Source organism: Massilimicrobiota sp. An134, from assembly GCF_002160815.1.
Lineage (GTDB): Bacteria > Bacillota_I > Bacilli_A > Erysipelotrichales > Coprobacillaceae > Allocoprobacillus > Allocoprobacillus merdigallinarum.
The window spans coordinates 48,267-64,208 of record NZ_NFLH01000010.1 but is presented as its reverse complement, the minus strand read 5'-3'; the positions used below and the strand labels follow the sequence as shown (position 1 = coordinate 64,208).

15 protein-coding genes are annotated in these 15,942 nt (G+C 31.9%); 14 read left to right on the top strand and 1 reads right to left on the bottom strand.

Annotation, left to right across the window (positions count from 1 at the left end):
• Positions 1 to 118: 118 nt before the first annotated feature.
• Both B5E79_RS06070 and B5E79_RS06065 read left to right on the top strand, forming a co-directional pair.
• Positions 119 to 1,576: an LCP family protein gene (locus B5E79_RS06070; RefSeq protein ID WP_087297343.1), complete on the top strand. Its 1,458-nt coding sequence runs from the start codon at positions 119 to 121 to the stop codon at positions 1,574 to 1,576.
• 12 nt (positions 1,577 to 1,588) lie between these two features.
• Positions 1,589 to 1,975, top strand: a complete 387-nt coding sequence (locus B5E79_RS06065; RefSeq protein WP_087297342.1) for a DUF3783 domain-containing protein — start codon at positions 1,589 to 1,591, stop codon at positions 1,973 to 1,975.
• Between the two features lie 22 nt (positions 1,976 to 1,997).
• Here B5E79_RS06065 and B5E79_RS06060 read toward each other — a convergent pair whose 3' ends face one another.
• A complete protein-coding gene (locus B5E79_RS06060; RefSeq protein ID WP_087297341.1) occupies positions 1,998 to 3,464 on the bottom strand; it encodes a DUF1846 domain-containing protein in 1,467 nt (488 codons plus the stop codon).
• A 180-nt stretch (positions 3,465 to 3,644) separates the two neighbouring features.
• Here B5E79_RS06060 and mraY point away from each other — a divergent pair, with 180 nt between their 5' ends.
• The 12 genes from mraY to B5E79_RS13910 all read left to right on the top strand — a co-directional run bounded on the left by mraY (position 3,645) and on the right by B5E79_RS13910 (position 15,868).
• Positions 3,645 to 4,628, top strand: coding sequence for a phospho-N-acetylmuramoyl-pentapeptide-transferase (gene mraY / locus B5E79_RS06055; protein WP_087245669.1), 984 nt, complete (start codon positions 3,645 to 3,647; stop codon positions 4,626 to 4,628).
• Between the two features lies 1 nt (position 4,629).
• Positions 4,630 to 5,976 carry a UDP-N-acetylmuramoyl-L-alanine--D-glutamate ligase gene (gene murD / locus B5E79_RS06050; RefSeq protein WP_087245671.1) on the top strand — a complete coding sequence of 449 codons (1,347 nt, stop codon included), beginning with the start codon at positions 4,630 to 4,632 and terminating at the stop codon, positions 5,974 to 5,976.
• Between the two features lie 185 nt (positions 5,977 to 6,161).
• Entirely contained in the window at positions 6,162 to 6,557 is a 396-nt protein-coding gene (locus tag B5E79_RS13810) for an MATE family efflux transporter (protein WP_241147459.1), read from the top strand.
• Positions 6,558 to 6,595: 38 nt separating this feature from the next.
• Positions 6,596 to 7,486 (top strand): MATE family efflux transporter, encoded by an 891-nt coding sequence (locus B5E79_RS06045; protein WP_241147458.1) that lies wholly within the window; start codon positions 6,596 to 6,598, stop codon positions 7,484 to 7,486.
• Between the two features lie 82 nt (positions 7,487 to 7,568).
• Positions 7,569 to 8,561 (top strand): putative lipid II flippase FtsW, encoded by a 993-nt coding sequence (gene ftsW, locus B5E79_RS06040; protein WP_087297340.1) that lies wholly within the window; start codon positions 7,569 to 7,571, stop codon positions 8,559 to 8,561.
• 73 nt (positions 8,562 to 8,634) lie between these two features.
• Positions 8,635 to 9,354, top strand: a complete 720-nt coding sequence (locus tag B5E79_RS06035; RefSeq protein ID WP_087297339.1) for a hypothetical protein — start codon at positions 8,635 to 8,637, stop codon at positions 9,352 to 9,354.
• A 42-nt stretch (positions 9,355 to 9,396) separates the two neighbouring features.
• Positions 9,397 to 9,840 carry a hypothetical protein gene (locus B5E79_RS06030; protein ID WP_087297338.1) on the top strand — a complete coding sequence of 148 codons (444 nt, stop codon included), beginning with the start codon at positions 9,397 to 9,399 and terminating at the stop codon, positions 9,838 to 9,840.
• Positions 9,841 to 9,972: 132 nt separating this feature from the next.
• On the top strand, positions 9,973 to 10,794 hold the full coding sequence (locus tag B5E79_RS06025) for a ParA family protein (protein ID WP_087297337.1): 822 nt from the start codon (positions 9,973 to 9,975) through the stop codon (positions 10,792 to 10,794).
• Positions 10,748 to 11,704, top strand: a complete 957-nt coding sequence (locus B5E79_RS06020) for a ParB/RepB/Spo0J family partition protein (protein WP_087297336.1) — start codon at positions 10,748 to 10,750, stop codon at positions 11,702 to 11,704. The genes B5E79_RS06025 and B5E79_RS06020 overlap by 47 nt, the downstream gene beginning before the upstream one ends.
• Positions 11,705 to 11,973: 269 nt before the next feature.
• Positions 11,974 to 12,108 (top strand): hypothetical protein, encoded by a 135-nt coding sequence (locus B5E79_RS13915; protein WP_255376346.1) that lies wholly within the window; start codon positions 11,974 to 11,976, stop codon positions 12,106 to 12,108.
• 171 nt (positions 12,109 to 12,279) lie between these two features.
• Positions 12,280 to 15,750 carry a SpaA isopeptide-forming pilin-related protein gene (locus B5E79_RS06015; protein ID WP_206393137.1) on the top strand — a complete coding sequence of 1,157 codons (3,471 nt, stop codon included), beginning with the start codon at positions 12,280 to 12,282 and terminating at the stop codon, positions 15,748 to 15,750.
• Positions 15,743 to 15,868 carry a hypothetical protein gene (locus tag B5E79_RS13910; RefSeq protein WP_255376345.1) on the top strand — a complete coding sequence of 42 codons (126 nt, stop codon included), beginning with the start codon at positions 15,743 to 15,745 and terminating at the stop codon, positions 15,866 to 15,868. The genes B5E79_RS06015 and B5E79_RS13910 overlap by 8 nt, the downstream gene beginning before the upstream one ends.
• Positions 15,869 to 15,942 lie beyond the last annotated feature (74 nt).

The window sequence follows — 15,942 nt, the reverse complement described above, 5'->3', positions numbered from 1 at the left end:
TTTCTGTTGATATTGGCAAATATTTTACATGATTTTTTAGGAAAATGCAAACTGTAACGGTAGAATTCGTTGATAAAAATGTCGAAATATGATACCCTATCGAAAAGGATGTGTCATAATGAAAAAAATAGATAATAAATATATACGTCGTATTGTATATAGTATTCAATTTTTGATGTCTATAGTTTTACTATCAACGATGTATTTTATTCGTTTTGTACCAATGAAATATATGATGATAGTTGGAATTATTCTCATTGCTTTGATGGTGGGAGAATATTTCTTGATTTTCTATAAAAAACAGGGAAGTAAACGTTCTTTATTGACGCAGTTTTTGAGCCTTGTTTTAAGTTGTTTGATGGTTGTTGCTTCATTTTATGTTTATAGAACAGGGCAAGTCGTTGATTTGCTTGGTGATGAACAGTTTCAGACACGTGCTATTTCTGTTATTGTTTTAAAAGACTCACCAATTAAGAATGAATATCAGCTACCTGAACATTTACTTTCACATGTTTCTTATGTGGATGAATCAACAATGGATTATACGGTATCGCAAATAGAAAAAGAAGTGGGACAGATTTCTTTAGATGATTCATCTGATTTTCATCAGCTGGTTACCAAATTATATCAGAAAGATGTTGACGCTATTATTTTAGATGAAGCTTTTAGAAGCTTGGTTGAGCAGGAAAAAGAAAGCTTTTCTGATGATACACGTGTTATTTTTCAGGTTAAACGTGATGAAGCTGCGGTGAATGCGAAAAGTGTTGATGTGACTGAAAAACCATTTTTGGTTTATATTAGTGGTAATGATGAATATGGAGATTTAACGGCTGTATCACGTAGTGATGTGAATATGCTGGTAGGTATTAATCCTACAACCAAGCAAATATTATTGATTAGTATTCCCCGTGATATTTATTATCCATTACATCGAAATGGTGAATATGATAAATTTACGCATACAGGAATGTATGGATTACAGGAAAGTATTGATACTTTAACAGATATGGTTGATCAGGATATTAATTATTATGTGCGTATGAATTTTACTTCATTTATGGATATTGTAGATGCATTGGGTGGTGTGACAGTTCATTCTCCAGAAGAATTTACAACCAAGATTGGTGGCTATCAGATTCAAGAAGGAGAAAATCATCTGAATGCCAAGGAGGCATTGGCTTTTGTAAGAGAAAGAAAATCATTTGTTGATGGAGATTTTGCAAGAGGAAGAAACCAGCAACGCATGATTTCGGCTATTGTAAAAAAAGTTTGCTCACCAGCAATATTAACATCTTTTTCACAAGTTTTGGATACAATCAGTCAAAGTATTGAAACCAATATGCCAAGTGACGAAATGAATGCGCTTGTTCAAATGCAGTTATCTCAAATGCCAAATTGGGATATTCAGTCTTATCAGATTATAGGTGATAGTGCTTCTATGCCATGTTATTCAGTGGGAATGAATGCATCTGTCATTATTCCTAATGAGTTGTCTATTACACAGGCATGTGAATATATTGATCAATTCATGGATAATGAAAAAATTGAAACAGAATTAGGCGATTTGGAACAATAAGAAAGGATTATTATGAAAGATACAATTTTAATATATCGTTTAAGTGATGATATCAAAGGAAAGATAAAAGAAATAGCAAATGAATTAGATATTGATGTAAGAGATATTTCTATACAGCATCTATATCAGAAAATGGGTTATTTATTAAATATGGATGGTTATACATATCAGGAACAGATGCTGCCTTCTTCATCTATGGATCAACCTTTTGTTTTCTTTGCTTTAAATAAAGATGAACAATTAGATTTATTATTACAATTGTTTAGAATGAAAGGAATACCACATATTCCTTATAAAGCTGTTTTAACACAATATAATGTTGATTATACATTTGCCAGACTTTATCAAAGTGTAGCTAGTGAATATCAGCAAATGATGCAAATGAACCTAAAAAAATAGGTTCTTTTTCTATAAAAAAATCCTAAGCACTGGCATGCTTAGGATCACAAGTTAAGTTCATTTTGAGTTTTCTTAATGTTTCTGTATCTTTATTACTTAAAATGACAGTTGAATGAATTTCACAATCCTTTAATAAAGGAAGAGCTTCCAGACATTTTTTTGCATTTTGATCTTGAGCTGAAGCAATTGTTAATGTCAGTAAGACTTCATCAATATCCAATAATGGTGTTTTCATATTTAAATAGTCATTTTTTAAAGATAGAATAGAATGTAACATCGTTGGTGAAATTAATTCAATATCTTGTTCAATACCAGCCAGATATTTTAATGCATTTAACATAGCTGCACTGGAAGCACGTAATAATGATGATGTTTTCCCACTGATTAAATGACCATCATTTAATTCTATTGCACAGACAGGACCTTGGCGTGTTTGTGCTACTTCTCTAGCTACAATGGCACATTTACGGTTTTTCGCATCGACACCTGCCTGAGATAATAACATCTGCATTTTTTCTAAAGACTGATCATTGATTTTACCCATTAAATAATCAACTTGCGCATGATAATAACGACGTACAATTTCACGACAGCTAGCATCTTTAGCGGCTTCATTATCAATAATTGCATAACCAGCCATGTTGACTCCCATGTCAGTAGGAGAAGCATATGGTGATTCTCCAAAAATTTTCTTAAACATTGTATTTAATACAGGGAAAATTTCAATATCACGATTATAGTTGACAGTTGTTTCTCCATATTTTTCAAGATGGAAAGGATCAATCATATTGACATCATTCAAATCAATGGTTGCTGCTTCGTAAGCAAGGTTAACAGGATGTTTTAATGGTAAGTTCCAAATTGGGAAAGTTTCAAATTTTGCATATCCAGCACGAATGCCATGAAGATGTTCATGATAAAGCTGAGATAGACATGTTGCCATTTTTCCTGAACCAGGACCTGGAGCAGTTACAACAACTAATGGCTTTGTCGTGATAATATAATCATTTTTACCAAATCCTTCTGGTGAAATAATATGATCAACATTATGAGGATAATTTTCGATAGGATATTGCATAAAAACTTTAATGCCACGTTTTTCTAGCTTTGTTTTAAAAGTATCGGCAGAATTTTGATGCTGGTACTGTGTAATTGTGACACTTCCTACATATAATCCAACGTTTTCATATTCATTAATTAATCGAATAACTTCATCATCATATGAAATACCTAAATCTCTTCGCATTTTATGTCTTTCTAAGTCTCTAGCACAAACAGCGATAATCACTTCTACTTTATCTTTTAAAGTTAATAACATCTTTAACTTGCTGTCGGGTTCAAAACCAGGTAAAACACGAGAAGCATGTGTATCATCGAAAAGTTTTCCCCCAAATTCTAGATATAATTTATTGTCGAATTGAGCAATTCTTTCTTGAATGTGTTTAGATTGTAGTTCTACATATAATTCATTACTAAATGCTTTTTTCATTTTCTCTCACTCCTAGTCAACATTATATAGAAAATGGTTTGAAGATAAAGAAAATAATAAAAAAATATTATGTCGATAAATATTGATAATTATAAATAGAGAGGACTTTTTTGATTGTTGTTATTGTGTGGAAAATATGATATATTGTAAAAAAGATAAAAGTGGTAAAGGAGTCTTATTATGTTTAATATGGTCTTTTTAAGAATTGTTTTGAACTTTTTAGTGGGATTTATTTTGGTGTTGGCTGTTATGCCAAAAGCGATTCAGTATTTAAAAAAATTAAAATTTGGACAGGTAGAAAGAGAAGAAGGTTTACAGTCGCATAAAGCAAAAGGTGGTACACCAACAATGGGTGGAATTGTCTTTATCTTATGTGCTGTAGTTGTGGTTTATATTTTGAATTTCACTTCGTTAAATAATCCTTATATACATCTTTTAACTTTTTCTTTTGTAGGTTTTGGATTGGTTGGATTTATTGATGATTATTTAATTGTTGTCAGAAAGACAAATGATGGATTGAAACCTTTATATAAATATACATTACAATCAGTTGTGGCCATTGCTTTTTATATTTTAGCTAAGTTTTTTATACCTGGATTTGATACTGCAATTTCTATCCCTTTATTACATATAGAAATTGATATTGGATGGTTATATCCTATTTTGGTATATTTTATGTTTACAGCAGGCAGCAATGCGGTGAATTTAACAGATGGATTAGATGGTCTAGCAACAGGACTTTCGATGATTGCGATTTCTGTTTTTGTTATTTTTGCGATTATGAATAAAGATTATGACATTGCCATCTATGCTATGGCAGTGGTGGGAACATTACTAGGATTTATGTGTTTTAATTATCATCCTGCACGTATTTTTATGGGAGATACTGGTTCATTAGCTTTAGGTGGATTTTTAGCAGCTTTGGCTGTATTAACACGTCAGGAACTTCTGTTTATTTTAATTGGTGGTGTTTTCTTGATTGAAACTTTATCAGTGATTATTCAGGTTGTATCTTTCAAAACAAGAGGCAAACGTGTGTTTAAGATGGCACCTATTCACCATCATTTTGAAATGCTTGGATGGAGTGAACAACAAGTTGTTATTTCATTTTGGTTTTTAGGTTTTATTTGTGGAATTATTGGGATTGTTTTAGGAGTTATGTAATATGTTGAACGGGAAAAAAGTTTTAGTTTTAGGATTGGCTAAAAGTGGTCAAGCAGCAGTCGAATTATTGACTGCATTACATGCAACTATCACAGTGAATGAATATGCTAGTCGTGAAAAGATTGCTTGTTATGATGAATATGTGCATCGTGGTATCGAGATGATTACAGGAGGACATCCACAAGAACTGTTTGAAAGAGATTTTGACTTTGTTGTGAAAAATCCAGGAATTAATTATCATAAACCATTTGTTTTAAGGTTGAAAGAAAGAGGAATTCCAGTTTATACTGAAATTGAACTGGCTTATCAAGTTGCTAAAATGCAAAATTATATTGCTATTACAGGAACAAATGGGAAAACAACAACAGTGACATTAATTGATGAGATTTTAAAACATGCCCATCATTTGTCTTGTTTGGCAGGTAATGTGGGTATACCTTATTCCTCTTGTGTTCTAGACAATGATTTGCTTCATCGTGATGGGTATGATGTGGTTTTAGAAATGTCTAATTTTCAATTATTAGATATTGAAAAGTTTCATCCACATATTTCTACAATTATAAATCTGACTCCAGATCATTTGGATTATATGGCTTCACTGGATGAATATTATGCTTCTAAAACACGTATTTATATGAATCAAGATAAGCAAGATTATTTTATTGAAAATTTGGATGATGAAATCTTGCAGAGTTATTTAAGAAAATATCCTGTTTTGGCTCAAAGAGTGACTTTTTCTTTAACTAAACCAGCTGATTGTATGATTCAAAATCAAGCGATTTATTATAAAGGAAATCATGTTATTGATTTGGATGAAATAAAAATAGTAGGTGATCATAATATTCAAAATATGATGATTGCCATTATTGCCTGTGCATTAAGTCATGTGTCTTTATCAGATATTCATGATACTTTGGCTTCTTTTCAGGGAGTAGAACACCGTATAGAATTTGTAAGAGAATATCACGGTGTTAAATATTATAATGATTCTAAAGCGACAAATACAGATGCAGCAATTATTGCTTTAAAAGCTTTTAAACAGCCGGTTATATTATTAATGGGTGGTCATGAAAAAGGTCTGGATTTAACAGAGATGTCATCTTATGCTTCAAAGATCTCAACGCTTATTTGTTTTGGTGAGGCAAAGGAAAGATTTGCTAGAGAAATGTATATAGACAATACAATTGTTGTTGAACATATGAAAGATGCTGTGATGAAAGCAAAGGAAATTGCTCATGAAGGAGATGTTGTATTATTATCCCCTTCAACAAGTTCATATGATGAATTTAGTGGATATGAAGAAAGAGGAAGAGTTTTTAAACAGATTATTAATGAATGGAATTCATAGTCAAAGGAGTTTATAAAAGTCAAAATCATTGTGACTATGACTTGACGTATGAAAAATATGTGATTAAATGTGAGTGCTTGCTCGGAGGGTGAGCCATTCATGAGAAATGGTGAGCTGGATAAGGCTACAGGTTGAAATACCTGTTTCTTATCCAGTTTTTTATTTTTACAAAAAAGGAGGATTATATGGATTTTATTCACGGAAAGATAAGACCAATATATTTTAAATATTTGGCTGCTGCTTTTGGAAGCGCATTAGTCACTTCTATTTATTCGATTGTAGATATGGCCATGGTTGGACAATATCAAGGTCCTGATGGAACAGCTGCTTTGGCGGTCGTTGCTCCAATATGGAATATTATTTATAGCCTTGGCTTGTTAATGGGAATAGGTGGAGCAGTTATTTTTAGTACAATTAAAGGACAGGGATCTCAAAAAGATGATGAAGCAGGGGAATTTTTTACTGTTTCAGTGATAGGCTCTATATTATTAGCTTTACTATCATGGTTTGTTATTGTTGTTTTTGATCAGCCGTTATTAACATTTTTGGAGCTGAAAAAAATTTACTTCCACTTGGTTTAAGTTATCTCAAACCGATTCAATTCGTTGTGCCATGCTTTTTGTTTAATCAGATGTTAGCAGCGTATTTACGTAATGACAATGATCCGGCTCTTGCAACGGCGGGTGTCCTTTCTGGTGGAATATTCAATATTTTTGGAGATTATGTTTTTGTATTTGTGTTTGATATGGGAATTTATGGTGCAGGTTTGGCGACTGCTATTGGAGCAGTCATTTCGACACTTGTTATGCTCACTCATTTTTTAAAAAAGAGCAATACCTTAAAATTAGTCAGACCAAAACATTTTATGGCTAGATTGTCTCAAATAACAGTGACTGGTTTTTCAACATTTTTTATTGATGTGGCTATGGGAATTTTAACAATCTTATTTAATCGTCAGATTATGAAATATTTGGGAACAAATGCTTTATCTGTATATGGTATTATTGTGAATGTTTCAACTTTTGTGCAATGTTGTGCCTATAGTGTGGGACAGGCAGCACAACCTATTATTTCTGTTAATTTTGGTGCTCATCAACCTCAACGTATTCAGGAAGTTTTAAAATATGCACTTATGAGTGTTGCATTTTTTAGCCTTTTATGGACAGCATTGTCTTTATTTGCGCCAATGCTATTTGTTTGTATTTTTATGACGCCAACACCTGAAATTATGAAAATAGCTCCTTGGGTTATAAGATGTTATGGTTTATCATTCCTTTTATTGCCTTTTCATATTTTTTCAACATATTATTTTCAGGCTATATTAAAACCAAGAAGTGCCTTTATTGTTTCAGTTTCTAGAGGATTGGTCATCAGTGGAGTCTTGATTTTCATTCTGTCACTTATAAATCCTAATGCTTTATGGTTAGCTATGGTATTGACAGAAATCATTGTGGCTATTTATGCTGGTGTATCAATGATTAAATATACACGCCATTTATCAACACAATGAAAAATCTATAGATAAGAAGATGCGAAGATGTATCTTCTTTTTTTGTCTTTTTTTCATATAGTAAAATGATGGAGGTGCCACCATGAAAACAAAAAAAATCACGATTTTAACAATCATCATTGTCATTATAGGATTAATAAGTGTTTATAGTTCTTCTCATATTTGGGCACTTTATAAATATGATGATGCTTTGTATTACATCAAAAGACAAATGATTTTTGCTGTTTTAGGTTTTATAGCCATGTTTGTGACTTCACGTATTGATTATCATCTTTACAAAAAATATTATAAGTTTATTTTAATCATCTGTTTTCTTTTATTAATTCTTGTCTTAATACCAGGTTTAGGGGTTGTCAGAGGTGGGAGTCGCAGCTGGTTTAATTTTGGTATTTTTGCATTGCAGCCAAGTGAGTTGTTTAAAATTGGTATTATTATTTTTAGTGCGGTTTATATGGAAAAGCATTACTATCATATGAAAAAAATCAGATATAGCCTGCCAGTTTTACTTATGATGGGACTAGGTTTTTTGCTGATTATGTTACAGCCAGATTTTGGGAGTGGTGTTGTTATGGCGTGTAGTGTCATTGTGATGATGATTGTTTCGCCATTTCCCTTTCGTTATTTTGTGGGGTTGGGAATACTGGGAGTCATTGGAATTGTGATTATGATTTTATCTGCTCCTTATCGTATGGAGCGTATATTGTCTTTTTTAAATCCATTCCAGGATCCATTAGGCAGTGGTTTTCAGGCTATACAGGCTCTATATGCCATTGGACCAGGTGGATTATTAGGCGTTGGATTTGATAAAAGTATTCAAAAACATTTTTATTTACCAGAACCCCAGACAGATTTTATTTTTGCGATTATAGCAGAAGAATTTGGCTTTATAGGGGGAATTATTGTGATTGGATTATATACCAGTCTATTTAAGACGGTTTTAAAGGTGAGTCAAAATGCACCTGATCTATTTGGTGGCTTTTTGATGATTGGAATTATTTCGATGATTGGTATTCAGACTTTAATTAATCTGGGAGTTGTGGTAGGATTATTTCCGGTGACAGGTGAAACATTGTAATTACGAGAAGAATATCTACTGCTTAAAAATAAACGTTACATCATCTAAAAAACATTGATAGGATGGTCATAAAATGAAAAAGAGAAGAATGGCGAGTATTTTTAAGGAACCGAGCAAAGTTTCATATGAATTAGCAAAATCGTTAAAAAAGGGTTCAAAAGTGCTTATCGTAGATGGATTTGATGGATGGCATGTTTTTCCTTTTGTGAGAGCAGGTCATACTGTAGAAACTTATGAACCACAATCTATTTTTATTGACGGAGGTGAGATTGTTGAAGGAAATAAAAGCACGAATGTAGATGGATTGAAGAAACGTATACATGTTTATAATGCTAAAAAGAAAGTGAAATATTTTCATAAAGATTTTTTTAGACAAAAAAGTGTGGATACATATGATTTGATACATGTTTATAAATCTTTGCACAGAAATTGTCATGGCGATATGACAATGAAGCATAAAATAAAAAAATTACAAGAAGCAGTCAATGATCATGGTGAAATATACATATACTACCATCTGGCTGTAAATGATGAAGATGATTATACATATCCCAAAAATCAATACTTACGAACAAGTGAAATGATTTCTTATTTCAATCTTAATGAATGGGATATTATTCATTATCAAGAAAGGAATAAATTAAGAATTGATTACGGTCATATTGGGCATATGAATCCACATTTGCATCGCATTGGATATATCCATGCAAAAAGAAAAAAACATATAATAAGAAATGATATGAGAAATTATAAATATCATTTTCATATTAAAATAGGAAATACATATTTTTAAAAGGTCATTTTAATGGCCTTTTATTTTTGAGGAGGAAATGATATGGATGATTTATTATTATATTTTGCTATGAAATATGAAGGAGATTTTAGAAAGATGTATGTTGCTATTACAACAAAAGAGTCTATTGATAACGAAATACTTAGAGAGTATAAAAAACAGATTAAACATAAGTATGTGACTGTCATGAATCATAACTATCCTGAATACTTTAAATCAAAGAACTGTCCACCTATAGTATTGTTTTATAAAGGAAATCTTGAACTTATTGATAAAGATTTACCAAAGGAATACTCTACACTTGAAAATGGTAAAAGGTTTATTAGTACAGTCATTCCAATAGAACAGAATGGAAAGTTTATATTTGATTATGTTGTTGGTGCTGAAAGTCAAGAAGATTTGGAAAAGATGCTAGAACACTTGAAAAGTAAAGGACTCCCTATGAAGAATTATGACAAACCTAAGAAAAAGCAAATGGAAAGATAAACATTTACAAACATATTTTATTGATAAGTCATCTTGATTATATGAGATGACTTTTTTACATAGCCGGAGTTTATTCTGGCAAAGTGGAAGGAGGATTAAAAATGTTATATAAATGGATTGAGGTGAATAAACATGGCTGAAGTTATTGCAATTGCCAATCAAAAGGGTGGCGTTGGTAAAACAATGACATCTGTAAGTTTAAGTGCATGTCTAGCACTACATGATAAAAAAGTATTACTTGTAGATTTAGATCCACAAGGTCATTCAACAAAAGCATTTGGATATTATGATAGTAGTCAATATCCTTTATCTATGAGGGATGTGATTTTATCTGTTATTCAAGATATTCCCATTGATAAGGAACAACTTATTTTACATAGTGATGAAAATGTAGATATTGTTCCATCGAATATATCACTAGCAAGTATTAATGCAACATTAGAGAGTGCTATGTGTCGAGAAACTGTTGTGAAAAGATTTATTGATACTGTCAGAGAAGATTATGATTTTATTGTTATTGATACTAATCCATCATTGGACAATTTACCTATCAATGCATTAACTGCTTCAGATAAGGTCATTATTACTGTTCAGGCTGAACCTTATGGAGTAGAAGGAATGGCAGATTTATTAAAATCAATTAATATGGTTAAAAATAACCTCAATCATTATTTAAAAATTGAAGGGGTATTAATTACCATGACAAACGAAAGAACAAATCTTTCCAAAAAAATTACAAATGATGTGAGGAGGAATTTTGGAAGTCATATAAATATATTTGATATGACAATTCCACGATGTACAAGAGCAGCTGAATCGACAGGAACAGGACAAAGTATATTTATGTATGACCCAAAAGGTTCAGCAACCAAAGCATATAACGCTTTTACAAAGGAGGTTATCTTAAATGCCGAAAAAGAACATAAACGACATAAGAATACCTTCATACGATGATTTGTTTACTAATGAAGAACAACGTCAAGAAGCGAAACTAGAAAAAATTATGGAACTACCAATTGATGAAATCCATGAATTTAAAAATCATCCATTTAAGGTTAGACAAGATGAAGAAATGATAAAACTTACTGAAAGTATAACTGAAAATGGTATATTGTTACCAACACTTGTTAGACCTTCTCCAGATGGAAAAGGTTATGAAATGGTTTCTGGTCATAGAAGAATGAAAGCTGCTGAAATGAATGGTTTAGACAAAGTTCCTGCAATTGTACGTGATTTGACTGATGAACAGGCGACCATCATCATGGTGGATAGCAATATTCAGCGAGAAACAATATTGCCAACAGAACGAGGTTTTGCTTATAAGATGAAATTAGAGGCAATGAAACATCAAGGAAAACGAATTGATTTAACTTCTGCCCAACTTGGGCAGAAGTTAAAAGGTATTTATTCAGTAGAGTTATTAGCTAAAGAAGCTGGGGAAAGTAAAAATCAAATACAAAGATATATTCGTTTAACAGAACTGATTGAACCATTAAGAGATATGGTTGATGGATTAAGAGAGGATAAAAAGAAAATAGCATTGAATCCAGCTGTTGAATTATCTTACTTATCTAAAGAAAATCAACAATTTGTTGTTAAATACATTGAAGAACTTGATTTAACACCAAGTCATGCTCAAGCTATCAGACTGAAAGAATTGTCAAAAATAAATAGATTAGATGAAAACGTTATTTATTCTATATTGACTGAAATTAAACCTAATCAAAAAGAAAAGATTTCTTTTAAAATGGAGGATATTGATGAATACTTTCCTAAAGATTATACACCAAGACAAAAAAGTGAAGTCATTTTGAAACTGTTGAAATCATGGGCAAAAAAACGAAATAAAGAACAAGAAAGATAAATGATAGTTACACATGTGACTTTAAAAATTGTAAATTATGTTTTTAACAGGCTTATAAGGGGGAGTCTGTCTTTTTTTGCCTGAAAACGTGACTGCGTTTTCCCCTAAGAACCCCTTTCTAACCAAACGGGTATATCTAACCAGACGGAAGAAAGTGGATTATGTTTCTATTGACTATATAAATTATCGTTTAATAATTTATTTCATATATTTGTTAATATCTTATTTTTAGTTTAAACTATAAATGAAAAGAATAGGAGTTGATAAATGTGAAAAAGTTATTGTTAATTTTATTTATAGTTGGTTTGGCTGTGTATTTGACTTGGGATAATGAGGAAAAACAACAACAAATGGAAAGAAATTTTGAACAAATAGAAAAGAATATTGCACCATATTTGGATTAAAACAAATGAATAAATGAAATATAGATAGGCATCTTGATACGAGATGCTTTTTTTGTTGGAAAGGAGAAATATGAAAATTAGAATTAGATCGCCATGCTTTGATTGAGGAACAAAATAATAGTTCCTCTTTTTTTTATGTAAAGAAAACAAAGATATGGAAGGAGAAGAAAAATGCTAGATAAAATAAAAACAATAACAAAGAAATCAGTTCTTTGTATAGCAAGTGTCATGATGTTAATGAATGGACTTGTTACAAATGCGTTTGCATTAACTGGAACAACCAGTTCAATTCGATATAAGGATTGGATTCTTATTGATCCTACCGATGGAAGTGAACATGGAACAGAGGGATACTTGTTGGTTGACAATCAGCCTGTATTCTGTGTAGATTACTTTACAACTTTTCGTAACAACAAGAAAGTAACAGCTGGAACATATAAAGATATTGGTATTAGTAAAGAAAAGGCAAAGAGATTGTCTTTGATAGCTTATTATGGAACGAAGGTTGCAGGAAGAACAGATAAGGATTGGTATGCAATCACTCAGGGGCTTCTATGGAGAGAGATTCATGAAAGAGATGATCTGGAGTGGGTGAGAACTCCAACTGCCTACACTTATGCAGAAGTTCAGCAAAAGTGGAAAGAAATTCTAGCTGATGTTGATAAGTTTTATGTAGCCCCATCATTTGCCAATAAGACGCACAACATTGATGCAGATAAGACATTGACCTTGACTGATACAAAAGGTGTCTTGGAAGATATGGTAGTTGTAGACGATGGTGGTCTGGACGTTAAGATCAGTGGAAATACGTTAACTGTAAAAGGAGCATCATCTATTACCGAAGCAAATATTGTATTGAAGAAAGACATTCCTGCAAGTGAAACAGGAGTCAGTATTTATTATACTGCTGATGACTGTCAGGCAGTTGCAAGTTTCAAAATTGATGATGTCATGCAGACTTCAATGAAAGTGACAGTCAATCAATTCGGAAAGCTTGTATTAACAAAATATAATGATGATCAGAGTGCCACTATTCCAAATACGACATTCAGAATTACAGGACCAAATGGTTATGATAAAACGTACACAACAGATGGAAATGGACAAATCATTCTAGATAAACTGGAATTAGGTGAATATAAAGCAGTTGAAACAAAATCTGCTAATGGATATCTCATCAATGTGAATGAGAAATCATTTGAAATAACAGCAAATGAAACAACTTCTATTGATTTTACAAATGATGAACCAACCGGAAAGATAGAATTAACAAAATCCATTGATTCTTCTAAAACAAATGGTTTAATCGGTGATGCAACATTGGAGGGAAATACTTATGAATTGCGTGCCAAAGAAAGAATCATGAATAAAGCTGGTACAAAAACATATTATGAAAAAGATGCTTTAGTATCAGCCAAGAAAACAAACAAAGATGGAAAAATTACTTGGGATAATCTCCCTCTAGGAGAATACTATATTCAGGAATCTAATTCTAATGATTCTCTAGTCTTAAATACTTCTATTATCAATGTTTCACTTGACTATCAAGGTCAGACAGTTTCTAAAGTTGTCAAAGAAGCTGATACATCAGATCGTGTTAACATGCAAAAAATTCAGGTGTTTAAATCTGGTGAAAAAGATGGGATTTCTGGTATTGTAAAAGGACTGCAGGGTGCAGAATTTACATGGAAATTGAAAAGTGAAGTCAATCATGTAGGTTGGGATAATGCAACAACATATGCAATCATCACTACTGATGAAAATGGTCGTGCTACGACTCCATATCTTCCTCATGGAGAATATTTGGTCAAAGAAACAAAGACTCCAAAGGACTATATCACTGCTCCAGACTTTACAATCAGTGTGACTAATGATTACACAGAATATGAAGATATTGAACAGATTAAGATTATCAATATCAACAATAGACCTTTCACTTCACAGGTTAAATTAATTAAAGTTGATGAAGAAACAGGAAAGACTGTCACTTTAAATGGTGCAAGCTTTAAAATCAAGGATAGTCAAGGTAACTATGTTGTTCAAAAAGTTGCAGGTAAAAAAGTTGATACATTTACTACAAATGCAAAGAATCAGGTAACTGTTCCTTTTGGTGAACTAGGAGAAGTGACTTTACCATTAGAATTGGATGCAGGAACATATACCATTGAAGAAGTGAAAACTCCTGAAGGATTTTTAGCTTTAGAGGAACCAATTTCATTTACAATCACTAATCAATATGATTATGACGTAGACGATGATAAAGCACCTATTCTTACTGTAAAGGTAGCCAATGCTCAACCTAAAGGAAAAATCATCATCAATAAAACAGATAAGGAAACTGGTAAAGCCATGACAGATATTGAGTATCTGTTGACTGCTAAAAATGATATTGTTTCTGCAATAGATGGCTCTATTCTTTTCAAAAAAGGAGAAACTGTTGCTAAAGGAAAAACGGATGTCAATGGACAAATTATTATTGACGATTTATTCATGGGTGAATATGAATTAAGGGAAACATTGACAAATGAAGGGTATGTTTTAGATGAAACTGTACATGACATTATCTTCAAGGCAGAAGATATAACAACTAAGGAATATACTCATGAAATCAATGTCACTAATATTGCTCCATACGGACAGATTGATTTATTTAAGACTGATAAGGATACAAAAGAACCATTAGGTGGCATTACATTTGAATTAACAGCAAAGGAAGATATCTATTCTCTTGATGGAAGAAATACATTACTGTATAAAGCTGGTGATAAAGTATCCGTAGATATTTCTGAAAATGGATTATATGTAACCAACGAACTTGGAGAAATCCATATTGGAAATCTTCCATTAGGAAAATATGAATTGAAAGAAGTTCAGACTCTTGAAGGATATGTACCAAACGATACTGTCTATGATATTGATTTAAGCTATGATCACAGTGACAAAATTATCTATACAAAAGAAATCAATATAGAAAATGAAAAAACAACAACTGAAATCTCAAAGATTGATGCAACAAATAATCAAGAACTTGAAGGTGCTCACTTATCATTGAAAGATAAGAATGGAAACATCATTGAAGAATGGATTTCTGGTAAAGAAGCACATATCATCAGAGGGCTTTTGGCTGGTGAAAAATATACACTTCATGAAGATTTAGCACCAATCGGATATGCAACTGCTTCAGCTGTCACTTTTACAGTTAATGCTGATGGAACTCCAACAAAAGTGACTATGAAAGATGAAATCACAAAAGTAGATATTTCAAAGGTCGATGCAACAAATCAAAAAGAAATTGAAGGTGCAAAATTAACTTTAACAGATAAGGAAACTGGAAAAGTTGTTGAATCTTGGACTTCAAAGAAAGAACCACATAGAATCGAAGGGCTGGAAGTAGGAAAAGTTTATATCTTGCATGAAGATCTTGCCCCAGCAGGTTATGAAGTTGCCAGTGATGTGGAATTTACTATTGCTGATACTGGAGAGGTTCAAAAAGTTGTCATGAAGGATCAACCTAAGACAACTGTTGTGAAAACTGGTGACAATTCTCAAACAGGATTATATCTAGCAGTCATGGCAATGGCAGGAATTGCAGTCCTAGTGATATCAAGAAAATCAAAGAAAGATGGTGACATGAATGAATAATGCCTTATGGATTGCAACAGTTACATTGTCAATCATGATAGCTGTTTTAGGTATCAAGATATATGTCAAAGTCAAAAAACAAAAAAGAAAACTCATTGAAATGAAACATAAACATTAACAATCTATTTTAAAAGCAGGTAGCATCATTGCTGCCTGCTTTTAAATAATTAAACAAGGAAAGGAATGAAAATT

Excerpts from the sequence above, each read along its gene's own strand:
- B5E79_RS06070 (WP_087297343.1), top strand. The coding sequence starts at position 119 with ATGAAAAAAATAGATAATAAATATATACGTCGTATTGTATATAGTATT.
- B5E79_RS06065 (WP_087297342.1), top strand. The coding sequence starts at position 1,589 with ATGAAAGATACAATTTTAATATATCGTTTAAGTGATGATATCAAAGGA.
- B5E79_RS06060 (WP_087297341.1), bottom strand. The coding sequence starts at position 3,464 with ATGAAAAAAGCATTTAGTAATGAATTATATGTAGAACTACAATCTAAA.
- mraY (WP_087245669.1), top strand. The coding sequence starts at position 3,645 with ATGTTTAATATGGTCTTTTTAAGAATTGTTTTGAACTTTTTAGTGGGA.
- murD (WP_087245671.1), top strand. The coding sequence starts at position 4,630 with ATGTTGAACGGGAAAAAAGTTTTAGTTTTAGGATTGGCTAAAAGTGGT.
- B5E79_RS13810 (WP_241147459.1), top strand. The coding sequence starts at position 6,162 with ATGGATTTTATTCACGGAAAGATAAGACCAATATATTTTAAATATTTG.
- ftsW (WP_087297340.1), top strand. The coding sequence starts at position 7,569 with ATGAAAACAAAAAAAATCACGATTTTAACAATCATCATTGTCATTATA.
- B5E79_RS06035 (WP_087297339.1), top strand. The coding sequence starts at position 8,635 with ATGAAAAAGAGAAGAATGGCGAGTATTTTTAAGGAACCGAGCAAAGTT.
- B5E79_RS06030 (WP_087297338.1), top strand. The coding sequence starts at position 9,397 with ATGGATGATTTATTATTATATTTTGCTATGAAATATGAAGGAGATTTT.
- B5E79_RS06025 (WP_087297337.1), top strand. The coding sequence starts at position 9,973 with ATGGCTGAAGTTATTGCAATTGCCAATCAAAAGGGTGGCGTTGGTAAA.
- B5E79_RS06020 (WP_087297336.1), top strand. The coding sequence starts at position 10,748 with ATGCCGAAAAAGAACATAAACGACATAAGAATACCTTCATACGATGAT.
- B5E79_RS06015 (WP_206393137.1), top strand. The coding sequence starts at position 12,280 with ATGCTAGATAAAATAAAAACAATAACAAAGAAATCAGTTCTTTGTATA.
- B5E79_RS13910 (WP_255376345.1), top strand. The coding sequence starts at position 15,743 with ATGAATAATGCCTTATGGATTGCAACAGTTACATTGTCAATCATGATA.